We start from the raw sequence: 13,024 nt of genomic DNA on the forward strand, positions 1-13,024 counted from the left end.
GTACTAATTAATAATGAGCAGTGGCTAAAAACCCCTGCTCATTATTAAGACGTCAAATTTAACTCTACTCATTTGTATGAAGATGTCTAACACTAACAAATACAAAAGATGTTTTCGTCTCGGAACTAAAAAATCCCCACTCTAAACTGTTGCACAATTAGCGAGTAAGTTCACTTTCTATTTCCCTTCCACTTCACATATTGATTTAAAAATACAATCGCTTTCTCAATAACCTCTTCGTCTGGTTTTAATTTCGCATGATGTAAACCATATTCTGAATTTACTCCAAGCCAAAACATAAATCCAGGTATCTCTCGAAGCATATAACCGAAGTCTTCACCTGTCATTGCCTCCGTACATGTAATTACGTCCATATTCGTTTGTTCACGTGTAAATTGCATAAACTCTCTCGTTAACTCTTCATGGTTATACACTTGATGATACATCGCTCCGTAGTCAATAACAGCTTCACATTGAAAGGAAGCTTCTATTCCCGCAACAATTGCCTCAATTCGGCTTTTAACACGTTTCATTGATTCCACTGATAGCGTTCGAATTGTTCCTTCTAAACGAGACTTTTCTGCGATAATGTTTTGAACTGTACCACCTGTAATTTTCCCAATTGTAATTACCGCACTGTCAAGGGGATCCACATTACGACTAATAACTGATTGAAGTTGTGTAACGAGATGACTCGCTGCAACAATCATATCATTTGCTGTATGCGGATATGCAGCATGTCCACCTTTTCCTTTTAAATCAACGTATAACTCTGATGTATTCGCAAATAATAAACCTTCTTTTGTCGCAATTGTTCCCACAGAGTATTCAGGCGCAATATGAAGTCCAAGAATCATATTAGGCTTCCATTCTTTTAACTCATCACTTTCTAACATAGGAAGTGCACCACCTGGACCTTCTTCAGCTGGTTGGAATATAAATACAAGATCATCATCTATTCTTTCGCTTACAGCCGCTGTTAGAAGGCCTAAACCGATTGTTGCATGCAAATCATGTCCACATGCATGCATCATTCCTTCATGGACAGAAGAGAATTCATATCCAGTTTCCTCTGTAATAGGTAGACCGTCTATATCTGCACGATAACCTATTATTTTTTCAGGATTTTTCCCATTTACTTTAACAATTACACCTGTTTTCCATGTTCTCACTTCCAAACATTCGTTAGGAAGCGTTCCTATATAATCTAAAATATACTGTTGTGTTTTCCACTCTTTAAATCCGATTTCCGGAATTTTATGTAAATCTCTACGAACTTGGACAAATTTGCTTACTGTCATTTTTGCACCTCTATCTATAAAAAGCGTAAGAGCACATTCATGCTCTTACGCTTTTTGTTTTTTATTTCTCTGGGTTTAATTGACGAAGCTCTTGTTTGATTTCAGTTTTTGCTTTTGTCTTCTCATCAATTTCTTTAATTACACGTGCCGGAGTTCCCGCAACAACTGTATATGGAGGCACATCTTCTGTTACAACAGCACCTGCTGCTACAACTGCACCTTTACCTACTGTAACGCCTTCTAGAACCACTACATTTGCACCAATTACAACATCATCTTCAACGATAACTGGTTTTGCAGAAGGTGGCTCAATAACACCGGCAAGTACAGCACCTGCACCTACGTGACAATTTTTACCAACTGTTGCACGTCCACCAAGCACTGCGTTCATGTCGATCATAGTACCTTCACCAATTACAGCACCGATGTTAATTGTTGCATTCATCATGATAACAGCGTTGTCACCAATTTCTACATGGTCACGAATAATCGCGCCTGGCTCAATACGAGCTTTGATACCTTTTAAATCAAGCATTGGAATTGCAGAATTACGACGGTCGTTCTCAACTACATAGTCAACAATGTGCTTGTTATTTTCATCAAGAATTGCCTTAATTTCAGACCATTCTCCGAATAATACACCAGATTTTTTATTTACAAATGCTTGTACCGTTTCAGGGAATGTTACTTCTTTTAAATCCCCTTTTATGTATACCTTTACAGGAGTTTTCTTTTCACTGTTTTGAATAAACGAAATAATTTCGTTAGCGTCCATCATTTTCATTCTTGTTGCCTCCTAAATCCATTTATAATGTTACTCTACCAAACGATAGAGCGAGTAGCAAGACAATAATCTTATTTTTCCATTTGAATTTCTTCTATAATTTCTAAAAATGCTTGTACTTGCTTCAACTGCCTTGCCGAGTCACTCGTCAATAACCATGTTTCTCTCGTTAATTGAACAGGTGTTTTATACATATTTTCCTGCACTTCTTTTAAAACAGTCGAAGGTAAAAGAGCGTAACCTATTCCATTTAAAACAAGCTGTTTGCACGTTTCAATTTGGTCAACTACAATCGTTCGCTTAGGTGGATTTGAAAATAATCCATACCACCAATTTTGTATTTGTCCATAGTAGGTCGAATCACTTTTAAATTGAATAAATGGTCTATTTGTCTCTTTTAACATCGAAATATCTTTTATTTCTTTATCAACTAAATATAATTCATCTTCAAATAATTGTTGTTTCTGCCCTTTGTATTCTTGTGATCCTCTCAGTATAGCAACATGAACGTCTCCTTCATAAAATTGCTTTTGCACTTCACTACTCCAGCCAGTAAACAGAGCTATCTTCACAGAAGGATACTTATGCACAAATTTTTTCAAAACAGGTGGAAGCCAATATTGCCCAATGACTGATGCAACAGCTATTTTTAACGTACCGTATGTTTCCGTTCTAAAAAGAGCCAGTTCACTTTTAATATCCTCTTCCCGTTGTAACATTTCTTTTGCATAATTTGCAACTTTTTCCCCTTCGGGTGTAATTGTTAATCCTTTTTGTGAACGAATAAAAAATTTCATTCCCCATTGTTTCTCCATAGATTGTAATCGTTGACTAAGCGCAGGTTGGGAAACAAATAAACGTTCCGCCGCTTTTCTCATATTTGATTCCTGAGCTAACACAACCATCATTTGAAAATCATCAATTTGCAACTTTCTCCCTCTTTCCTTAGCTTCCATACACCTAATTTTAATAAGCATTTCATCCTTAATTTAATTGCATACTTTTATACATTAGAACGGTTTGTTAGTTCAAAGTTTTCTTATGCTTTATGTCTTTTTAAATATAATACATACACAACTGATATGCACGAAAAAAAGTGACTTCGCCTTTTCAGTGAAGTCACTTTCCCTACGTTATCGATTATGCTGTCTCACTTTTTTATTCAATAATTTTAAAATAGCCCGACGTGTTAAAATACCCTCGAAGTAACCTTCTTCATTGACAGCGCAAATAAAAGGATGATCAATTGTCATTTCTAAAGCTTTTGCAAAAGAATCTTCTAACATAAGAACTGGAATCTCTTCCTTCATCACTTGTTCCACTTTCATATTCTCAAGTCTTTCAAACTCAATGTGATCTAATCCTAAAATACCATCTAAAATCATAGCAGTACTAATTAACCCATGTAATTTATACATAGGGTCTAAAACAGGAATCGCCGAATATCCAGATTTCACAAGAACGAGTAAAGCATGTTCTAAACCATTCCCTATTTGGACATGTGCTACTTTTTCTGATGAAATCATTAAATCCTTCACAAGAATTTGTTGAAACTCATCTTTCGGAATACTAATCATGTTACATCCCCCATTTCTCTTGCTTATATTCTCCAATCCTACTCACATTTTATGATAGCGTTTTCATATTATTATTTTGTCCTAACATTCTTCTAATAAAAATAAAGATACACAACTATTTTAGCATACAACATAAAAAAAAGACTACCATTCCGGTAGTGCTTAATACCCTTTATTTTTTAATCGGTAAAACAATCTTGTAATTTTTTTATATTGCGTCACATCTGTCTGTTTTAAACCATTCTCAATGTCTGTAAGCTCCACCGCTAAAATTTCGCTCGCGTAATTTTGCTGAAACAGAATATCCAACAATAAATTTTTTTCTTCTCTTGTTAAAACAAATTCCTTTTCCATATGCTCCTCTCCTTGCACTCTCATTATATAAATTTTTCAGCTTATTTAGTAGATGTAATATTCAGTTTTCGTTAGGGATACTTAACGACTGCGAATATATAGACATCATTTCACATTATTTCGTATATCTGTTCGCATAACTAAATGCCGCATAAGCATCTGGTTTAATTTTTGCTGTTAATCCCATTGCTTGAATTTTCATCGTCATATCTAAAATAAATTCTTTTGTTAAACCATCATTCCCGATATCTAAATGAATTTCCATTATGAATCCTGCTCCATCTTGAGCGTATGGGTGCAATAAATCCCATATTGTTTGTATATGATTGGGAGTAAATAAATAGGCGATTTCTTGACTAAACTGTGTTTCTAAATATATTTTCTCTCGCAACGTTGCTGGCTTATTTTTCACTGATTTATGATGCAAACATCCCCATGCTCCTTTTCCAACCCGATGAATATGTATCGCTGTAATAAACCTCGTATCCTTTTGATGCGCTTGTGAGTCTGTCCCAATAGATAATCGATATAAATTTCGTGGATCCTTTTCAATGAAACTACAAATACGGTTAAATACCATATCAAAATTCAAATGTCTCTCTGAAACATTATAAAATGTATGCTCACCGTCCACATAGTCACGTCCTTTCAATTAGACAGACTTTTCGTATTCTCATTGTATGGGACAAAAACAAAAATTATAACTTACTACCCTTTATTCGTTTCAATATTTCGAATTACATAATTACAAAACTTACATGTATATATTACATTTTGATTAGACTGGGCGGTTAATACATGATTAATTTCAGCATGACTGTGACAATTAGGACAAATAACAATCGGTAAGCGTTCCATCCTTTGCACCTCCTATTAATATTTACTATCATTGTAGGAAAAATAAAAAATTCCTATACATATACATTTGTAAAAAACCTTTTATTTAATCGCGCCTTAAATTGCAACTTCTACTACCTGTATAGCCCATTAATTAATATAACTAAAAAAGGTACCGCCATTTGGCAGTACCTTTTTTATATGTATCAATTAATGATATCATAAATCTCAATTGCAACCATATCGATGTTATCGAATTGATACACTTGAGGTTTTTCACCTTGTTGATACACTTCTAATTCATACATTTCACTTTTATCGAAAAATTTCACGCTACATTTGCGCTCACCGTTCACTTCAAAATAGCGTTGTGCTACTTCACCGCTTTCAGCTTGTTCTTGTAGACTAACAAGTCGAGTTAAAATTCCTTGGAGTAGAGACATGAAATCTCTCCTTTCTCTGATCTTCCTACCAATAGGTTTTACAGCTATACTCATTCTATCCGTCATAACAGAAAAAACGTTCCACAATCTAGGATAAAGGTTCTTGGCCAGAAACTCAACTAAAATTTGTCGAAATACGAAGTAAAAAGATGAAAGAGCATCTTTTTACTTCTTTATTGCGCTTTTTATACTGGCAGAATATAATAAAAAACAGAAAAAGGGAGGAATTACAATGAAAAAAATTGAGGTTTATACACAACCTGATTGTCCGCCTTGTACCATTGTGAAAGAATTTTTAAAACATAATAACGTTGTATATGAAGAATTTGACGTAAAAAAAGACGCTGCTGCACGCAATCGTCTTTTATATGACTATGAGTCCTATTCAACTCCAACAGTTGTAATTGACGGAGAAGTTGTCGCAGGTTTTCAAATTGAAAAATTACAACAGCTACTCGGTATAGAATAGGAATAGGGGACACCTATCCCTATTCTCATAATTGTTGTAACCTTTTTATTTCAGTCAACAGTTCCTGACTTTCATGATACCCTGCTAGTTTCCATTTTCCATTATCCTTTTGCAATGTCACAATTTGATATTGTCCACTCTTTGCCCGCTCGTAGACATATAGATTTTTATGTTCCTCATCATAAGACATTTTTGTTTCTGAATTAAAGGAAAACGGAGCTTCTTTTGCTGGAAGTAAATATTCACCACTTTGTTTTTCATTTCTACTGTTTTCATCTGTAAAAACTTGAAGGAAATTATTTGTAAAATATGGTGATAATGTCTCTATCATCTTATTCATAGATATTTGCTTCCCGCGAATTGAAAATTGCGTCTCATAACCTTTTTGTATCGTTGTAAACACTTCTTTCCGATCCACTTTCACTTCTTCTTTTCCTAAAACAGTTGTGACACTATAGCCAACTAGAAAGGCAACACATATAAATAGAACAAACCATATTCCATATTTCTTCATTTTTTCACCTTCCTTTTAAAAGAGCTTGTCTTTGTAGTATTCATTGTAACAATGATTATGCAAAGAAAGGGATGATTTCGTTCGTAAAATCTTTACAACGATAGACAGCATTTTCATCATCATTTTCACTATTACCAATTTATGATAAAAACAAACAAAAAAATGCACGAATCTCTTCGCGCATTAAAATAAAACATCTTCCTCATATAAATATTCATACGATAAATCTATAAATAAAAAGTTTTCATCATCAATTGGGAATGAAAATGTTCGTACCATTTCACCAGTTTCGATATCAGCATATAAATCTGAAAGTCTTGCCTTATTCTCAAAACGCATTTTCATTATATTTTCTAGAAAATACGGGCGCCAGCTCCAGTTCTTCATATAATACTCTGGCATAATGATCCATTCACCATCTTTTTTCATAATATTACCAGATTGTTGGAAACCATCTTCATTACAAATAAATATCCGAAAACTATATTGTGATATGCTTTGGCTAAATTGTAATAACCAATCATTTATATCTTCATTCTTTTTTTGTTTTGACAGAACATCACCAATTCGATCACGTAACATCTCTGTTAAATTATAAATTTTTTGCAACTTCTTCTTCTCATGCAGAATAAATTGATGACATTCATTACCAAGTCGCTCTTTTAAAACATTCGTTTCAATAAAATCAGGTAAACATTCTTTCAAATAATTACCTTGATAATATCTACCGCCGTTTTTCCAAGCATATTGTAGTTGATAAAAAGCATCAATTTCTTCATATAACAATGTCGCACCAATTCTTCTAGCAAGTAAAGATAAGGAATATAAAATATCTTGATAAGATTGTAAAAGTGCAGTTTGCCTTAAATTTGTTAAATCTACTTTTAAAATATCCGGTGCTAACACGCTAATACGCTCTAAATTACTTGTACCCGTTCCGACTTTATTAATCGAAATTTGAATACCATATGTACGATAATACATCAGTAAATGATTAAATTGTTCTATATCTTCTTTACATTCATGTTCTGTTATTTCTAGAACAATGCGTTGTAAGTTCAAACCTTGTTCTTCATACATCAGCAAAAGTTGAAGTAAACTTTCATCTTCATCATTCATTAATACATTAGCATTCCGATGTATAAATAATAATAATTTTTGATCCGTTTCTAAATACCTATTTAACGCTTTTTCTACAATGATGTTATCCGCTTCAAGTTGGAACTCACTCGGAATAGAATCATCATGGAAGAAAGATGCTAAACTTTGTATGCCCTCTTCTGTTTGAATACGTCCTACAACTTCATATCCAATTACTGTATGCTCATCAGCACTAAAAATAGCTTGATAATAAGGAAGGACTTTATCCAAGTTACTCATTACATCTAACGCATCTATCAACGTGCTTCCCTCCCTTTACTTTTCAAAAATTATAACACGATATTTACGGAAAAATAATAAAAAATCCCTTCAGTTTTCCTGAAGGGATTAGAGGGGTAAAATGCTAAGGGGAATTAGCAATTCTACTATGAAGAAAAAAGAGGTCTTAAATATAACGTATATATTCCCCTTTGTAAACACATTTCTCTCACATGTCACAACTTCGTCACATTTTACCAAAGAAAAAATAATAAATCATTCATTTTCCATCCCTTTTAAAATGGATATTGGTGCAAATGCTGGCCACCATCCATTGTCATACAAGTTCCATTTATGTATGCAGCTTCATCTGAACATAAATAATAAGCTAGACCCGCAATTTCTTCTGGTGTCCCCAGCCTACCAAGCGGGACACTTTGTATTGTACGCTTAGCCATTTCTTCTGAAATCCATAATTTATCGGCACCACCTGTACGTTCAATTGGTCCTGGTGCGATAGCGTTAACTCGTATCCCATATTTACGTCCCCACTCAACAGCAAGAGTTTTTGTCATTGCTAATACACCAGCTTTAGCTGCTGCCGAATGGATAACCCCTGGGCCTGCATCCCATGCATATGTTGCCACCATGTTAATAATATTTCCTTTTATACCTTTTTCAATCCAATATTTACCAACAGCCTGACTGCAATAAAATGTACCATTTAATACAATATTAATTACCGAATTCCAGCCATTAACAGATAAGTCCTCTGCTGGACAAATAAAGTTTCCGGCTGCATTATTTATTAAAATATCAATTCGTCCAAACTTCTCATCAATATGTTCAATCATTTTTTGAATATCATCAGTATTTCGTACATCCATTTGTACAGATAATACTTGCCCTGGAAACTGTTCAATTTCTAACTTTGCTTCTTCTAGCTTTTCTTTTGTACGCCCTGTAATAACAACTCGTGCCCCTTCTTTCGCAAAACGAGTCGCCATCCCTTTTCCCATTCCACTTGATCCACCTGTTATAATAACTACCTTCTCTTTCACATACATCCCCTCCAAAAAATGAATACACATTCATTTTATCACTTTATTTGATAGAAATCTTTATATTTTTCAATTTTTCTGATATTTTAACGTAAAGGGGTTTCTTTTCGTTCATTTTTTCGTAATCTATACTACTTTTTTAGTGTTTAAAATATATTTCCAAAAAACTGAAGGGAGATTCGAGTAACCTATATATGAAGAAAATTACAAGAAGAAATTTTTTAAAATCTGGAATACGCACTTGTCTATATTCATTTATAACCGCTAGTATCGGCTATTATTATGCTAAATATATAGAGCCCTATTTGCTTTCTTTTACGCAACACACACTTAAATCACAGCTCATACCAAAAGGTTTTCATGGTATGAAAATCCTTCAATTTAGCGATTTACATCTAGGATACTATTTCTCTCTCCAACATTTATCTCAAATCGTTTCCAAGATTAATGCTGAAAAGCCAGATATTGTCCTTTTTACTGGTGATCTCATTGATAATTACCAAACATATACCGAGGCTCCTTTTGTTGCATCCATTTTAAAGAATATACAGGCACCCTTCGGTAAATTTTCTATTTATGGTAACCACGACCATGGTGGATATGGAACTGAATACTATGATCACATCATGCGCGAATCTGGATTTGAACTTTTGCAAAATAGCGAAAAACGAATTCGTTTACTGGATAATAGTGAAATTTCTATTTTCGGGCTCGATGATATGCTACTAGGTAAACCAAAAATAGCGGAAACTTTACAACATGCAAAACAAAACATTTATACAATTGTTCTCGTTCACGAACCAGATATCGCGCCACAAATCGCTACCTATCCAATCAATCTTCAACTTTCTGGTCATAGCCATGGCGGACAAGTACAAATTCCTTTTTTAGGTGCTATTATTACCCCGTCGCTTGCAAAAGAATATATTGAGGGTTTCTATAACATTCAAGGTTTGACTCTTTATGTCAATCGAGGTATTGGAAGAACACGTGTCCCATTCCGCTTTATGTCAAAACCTGAAATTACACTCTTCATCCTACAACATTCGTAACAATTCGCCTATTTTCTTACATATCCTTTCTTGTACGCGCTCATCCACACTTGGTCCACCATATGATAAAAATGAGTCCAGTAAAGGAGGTTTGTTCATGTATCCATATTATCAACCAATCCCAGTTCGTTCAGCATCTATTGGCCCAGCAGGCGACTCACGCTTCTTTCCATTTTTCGGTGTTCCATTTCTAGCTGGAATTGCTGGAGGGTTACTCGGTGGAGCATTAGCTTTCGGCCCTAGACCGTTTTATCCGCCATATCCACCGCCTTTCCCACCACCAGCACCCTTTCCTTGTTACGGAGGGCCTTGTCAACAACCATACTATTATTAATTTAAAACAACGATTCTTCTAATGTTTTTCTATCAACGAACCGATTTATCACACGCCTATAATAAAAAACTATTCTCTCTACTCATTCTTCCATTTATGGAAGAATGAGTAGAGAAAAAAATAAAAACCTCTTAATTTCGATTAAGAGGTTTTTACTTTTTCTCTATTATTCAGCATCTGTATTTTGGTACGCCATCTTAAATAAATTCACTTGGCTATCAATTTCTTCTATACTACTATTAATTATATAATAATAGTCACCATCTTTATTTTGTTCACGTGTTTTCACATTATCGGCTAAAATTAGCTGTAAAATTGCCTTTATTCTCGCTTTCATTTCAATATCTAAAATCGGGAAGGATATTTCTACTCGTTTTTCCATATTTCGCGTCATCAAATCAGCTGAAGATAAATATATTTTTTCATCTCCATTATGATGGAAATAATAAATACGGCTATGTTCTAAATATCTTCCCACAACACTAACTACACGAATATTTTCACTTACATTTGGAATACCAGGTCTTAAACAACATGTCCCTCTAACGATGAGCTCTATCCTTACCCCAGCTTGCGATGCTTCATACATTTTTTTTATTAACGGTTTATCTGTTAACGAATTCATCTTAGCGATAATATATCCATTTCCATATTGTCTATGGTAACGAATTTCCTCATCTATTAACTCCATAAACTGCTCTCTTATATCAAACGGGGCAACAGATAAATGATGAAAATGCGGTTTTTTTGTATAACCACTCAAATAATTAAAGAAATTTGTTGCATCTACACCAAAGTCTTTTCGCGATGTAATATATCCAAAATCGGTATACAACTTCGCTGTTGCATCATTATAATTTCCGGTTCCAAGATGTACAAACCTTTCAATTTTTCCGTTTCTTCTTCTTACAACTAACGTAATTTTACTATGCGTTTTCAAGTGACTTACTCCGTAAATAACGTGACATCCGGCCTGTTCCAATTCTTTAGCCCAATTAACATTATTCTCTTCATCAAACCTCGCCTTTAACTCAACCAATACCGTCACTTGTTTTCCTTTTTCAGCTGCTACCTTCAACGCCTGAATTATTGGAGAATCTCCACTTACACGATATAATGTTTGTTTGATTGCAAGTACATTCGAGTCATCTGCCGCATCACGGACAAAATCAACGACTGGCTGAAACGACTCAAAGGGATGGTGTAATAAAATATCATGTTCTATCGCTTTTTCAAATACATCTTCCTCATCACCTAAATCTTGAGGAGGTTGAGGAATAAGAGCCGGATATACTAGATGTTCATATAAAGGCGCTAATTTTTTATATAAGGAGAATAAACATGTTAAATCTAACGGTCCATCCATCATGTACACATCTTCATCTTTTACTTCCAACACCTCATACAATAACGCTAACACTCTTTCATCAATGTGTTCTTTACCAACTTCTAAACGAACGGCAGCTCCCCACTTACGCTTTTTCAATTCTTTTTCAATTACTTTTAATAAATCGCGTGCACCTTCTTCATGGATTGTTAAATCCGCATTACGTGTAATACGGAAACGAGTAACAGGTGATACGTTATATCCTGTGAATAATTTATGAGTAAAACCACTAATTACATCTTCTAATAAAATAAATTTATGTTTTTGCCCTTCACTCGGTAAAAATATGAAACGCTCCAGTAAAGAAGGCACTTGGACAATTCCTAACTTCGTGCGATTTTCTTCCTCTGCCTGCTTCTCATCGTATAAAATAGTAGCTAAATTCAAGCTTTTATTTAATAACATAGGAAATGGACGATACGCATCAATAGCTACAGGAGTTAACACTGGAAAGATTTGTTCATCAAAATACTCTTCGATAAATTCCCTCTGCTCTTTCGTCAAATCATGGAATGTTAGACGCTCAATCCCCTCTAGTTCAAGCGCTGGCAATACGTAACCTTTAAACGTATCATACTGTACAGTCATTAAGTCATGAGCTTTTATCGCAATCTTATTTAATTGTTTCTTCGGTGTTAAACCTGCTTTATTTTCTGGCTGATTAAATCCAGCACTTACTTGATCTTTCAAACCTGCTACGCGCACCATAAAAAATTCATCTAAATTTGAACTGAAAATACTAATAAACTTTAATCTTTCTAAAAGTGGATTATTTTCATCTTGCGCTTCTTGTAGTACACGTTCATTAAAAGCTAACCAGCTCAACTCGCGGTTATTATAATACGCTGTATCATTTAAATTTACTAAATTCCCCTTTAGCAATTCCATTCTCTTCACACTTCCCTTTGAAACTTTTTCACTATAATTTAGTTACTTTTATTTTATCAAATTATAATATTCCAAAGTGTTAATTTTTCGTAAAGACATCCGTACAACTTAACATTCTGATTCGAATAATAAGTTAATATTCGTTTTCAATACTCTTTCTAGCTGCTTTTTTTGTTTTTCAGCTTGCACTTTTTCCGCTAATGCCGATTGCTCACATACAATTCTAAATGTTAATCCTTCTTTACTTTCTGTTATAGATATCGTTTCAACAAGCGCTCTTTGTCTCACATTTAAAGCGGCTGAAAATTGCAAAACAGCTCCTAATAACCGGATTTTTTTTTGTTCACTTTTATCAAACCACCCTTCAAATGGGGCTAAATGTTGTTTAAATAACATTTTTGATTTGTACGAAGCAATAAGCGCTAATCTAACTCGATCTTTATGCATCATGCCATCAATTGTTTTATTCGCTAGTAAATAAAACGTATGTAAGCGGCTCGCTTCTTCATCAATGTACTTCCCTATATTAAATACTTTCGCCGCTTGATGGAATATTTCCCAGTCTTTTTCCGACATAGAAATAAGTCCTACTCCTTCAAGTTGTTTACAAATCAATGTTCCTTGTTTAATAAGTTGAACTACAAATTCCATATCCATTTCGTAT

General features: G+C 34.2%; 15 protein-coding genes and 1 pseudogene. 3 read left to right on the forward strand and 13 right to left on the reverse strand.

Going from position 1 to position 13,024, the window contains the following annotated elements; genetic code table 11:
- Nucleotides 1-170: 170 nt before the first annotated feature.
- From AB3X48_RS11010 to AB3X48_RS11045, 8 genes are all read right to left on the reverse strand, one after another.
- Complete coding sequence (locus AB3X48_RS11010; RefSeq protein ID WP_016106049.1) at nucleotides 171-1,301, reverse strand: N-acetyldiaminopimelate deacetylase; 1,131 nt, start codon at nucleotides 1,299-1,301, stop codon at nucleotides 171-173.
- Nucleotides 1,302-1,362: 61 nt separating this feature from the next.
- A complete protein-coding gene (gene dapD / locus AB3X48_RS11015; RefSeq protein WP_016106050.1) occupies nucleotides 1,363-2,085 on the reverse strand; it encodes a 2,3,4,5-tetrahydropyridine-2,6-dicarboxylate N-acetyltransferase in 723 nt (240 codons plus the stop codon).
- A 71-nt stretch (nucleotides 2,086-2,156) separates the two neighbouring features.
- Nucleotides 2,157-3,041 carry a transcriptional regulator CcpC gene (gene ccpC / locus AB3X48_RS11020; protein ID WP_033710806.1) on the reverse strand — a complete coding sequence of 295 codons (885 nt, stop codon included), beginning with the start codon at nucleotides 3,039-3,041 and terminating at the stop codon, nucleotides 2,157-2,159.
- A gap of 177 nt (nucleotides 3,042-3,218) precedes the next feature.
- Entirely contained in the window at nucleotides 3,219-3,662 is a 444-nt protein-coding gene (gene cbpB / locus AB3X48_RS11025) for a cyclic-di-AMP-binding protein CbpB (RefSeq protein WP_002145988.1), read from the reverse strand.
- 162 nt (nucleotides 3,663-3,824) lie between these two features.
- Nucleotides 3,825-4,016, reverse strand: coding sequence for an antirepressor AbbA (abbA, locus tag AB3X48_RS11030; protein WP_016106051.1), 192 nt, complete (start codon nucleotides 4,014-4,016; stop codon nucleotides 3,825-3,827).
- Between the two features lie 115 nt (nucleotides 4,017-4,131).
- Nucleotides 4,132-4,650 (reverse strand): ribonuclease H-like YkuK family protein, encoded by a 519-nt coding sequence (locus AB3X48_RS11035; protein ID WP_002111508.1) that lies wholly within the window; start codon nucleotides 4,648-4,650, stop codon nucleotides 4,132-4,134.
- A gap of 74 nt (nucleotides 4,651-4,724) precedes the next feature.
- Entirely contained in the window at nucleotides 4,725-4,874 is a 150-nt protein-coding gene (locus tag AB3X48_RS11040; protein ID WP_002160670.1) for a hypothetical protein, read from the reverse strand.
- Nucleotides 4,875-5,059: 185 nt separating this feature from the next.
- Nucleotides 5,060-5,296, reverse strand: coding sequence for a YkuJ family protein (locus AB3X48_RS11045; protein WP_002111509.1), 237 nt, complete (start codon nucleotides 5,294-5,296; stop codon nucleotides 5,060-5,062).
- A 232-nt stretch (nucleotides 5,297-5,528) separates the two neighbouring features.
- Here AB3X48_RS11045 and AB3X48_RS11050 point away from each other — a divergent pair, with 232 nt between their 5' ends.
- Nucleotides 5,529-5,765 carry a glutaredoxin family protein gene (locus AB3X48_RS11050; protein WP_002111510.1) on the forward strand — a complete coding sequence of 79 codons (237 nt, stop codon included), beginning with the start codon at nucleotides 5,529-5,531 and terminating at the stop codon, nucleotides 5,763-5,765.
- 25 nt (nucleotides 5,766-5,790) lie between these two features.
- Here the strand turns inward: AB3X48_RS11050 and AB3X48_RS11055 are convergent, their stop codons facing one another.
- The 3 genes from AB3X48_RS11055 to fadH all read right to left on the reverse strand — a co-directional run bounded on the left by AB3X48_RS11055 (nucleotide 5,791) and on the right by fadH (nucleotide 8,699).
- On the reverse strand, nucleotides 5,791-6,279 hold the full coding sequence (locus AB3X48_RS11055) for a DUF3993 domain-containing protein (protein ID WP_002111512.1): 489 nt from the start codon (nucleotides 6,277-6,279) through the stop codon (nucleotides 5,791-5,793).
- A 183-nt stretch (nucleotides 6,280-6,462) separates the two neighbouring features.
- A complete protein-coding gene (locus AB3X48_RS11060; RefSeq protein ID WP_002111513.1) occupies nucleotides 6,463-7,680 on the reverse strand; it encodes an EAL domain-containing protein in 1,218 nt (405 codons plus the stop codon).
- A 254-nt stretch (nucleotides 7,681-7,934) separates the two neighbouring features.
- On the reverse strand, nucleotides 7,935-8,699 hold the full coding sequence (fadH, locus tag AB3X48_RS11065; RefSeq protein WP_002145986.1) for a 2,4-dienoyl-CoA reductase: 765 nt from the start codon (nucleotides 8,697-8,699) through the stop codon (nucleotides 7,935-7,937).
- 194 nt (nucleotides 8,700-8,893) lie between these two features.
- On the opposite strand from fadH, the gene AB3X48_RS11070 reads away from it, so the two are divergent.
- Both AB3X48_RS11070 and AB3X48_RS11075 read left to right on the forward strand, forming a co-directional pair.
- Entirely contained in the window at nucleotides 8,894-9,751 is an 858-nt protein-coding gene (locus AB3X48_RS11070) for a metallophosphoesterase (RefSeq protein ID WP_016106053.1), read from the forward strand.
- A gap of 97 nt (nucleotides 9,752-9,848) precedes the next feature.
- A complete protein-coding gene (locus AB3X48_RS11075; protein WP_002145984.1) occupies nucleotides 9,849-10,085 on the forward strand; it encodes a hypothetical protein in 237 nt (78 codons plus the stop codon).
- Nucleotides 10,086-10,251: 166 nt separating this feature from the next.
- Here AB3X48_RS11075 and AB3X48_RS11080 read toward each other — a convergent pair whose 3' ends face one another.
- Together AB3X48_RS11080 and AB3X48_RS11085 are read right to left on the reverse strand one after the other, a co-directional pair.
- Nucleotides 10,252-12,360, reverse strand: coding sequence for a polyphosphate kinase (locus tag AB3X48_RS11080; RefSeq protein WP_002160668.1), 2,109 nt, complete (start codon nucleotides 12,358-12,360; stop codon nucleotides 10,252-10,254).
- A gap of 108 nt (nucleotides 12,361-12,468) precedes the next feature.
- Nucleotides 12,469-13,024: pseudogene (locus AB3X48_RS11085) on the reverse strand (exopolyphosphatase); the annotation flags it as partial.

It is taken from the genome of Bacillus sp. S4 (assembly GCF_040838205.1).
Taxonomy (GTDB): domain Bacteria; phylum Bacillota; class Bacilli; order Bacillales; family Bacillaceae_G; genus Bacillus_A; species Bacillus_A cereus_U.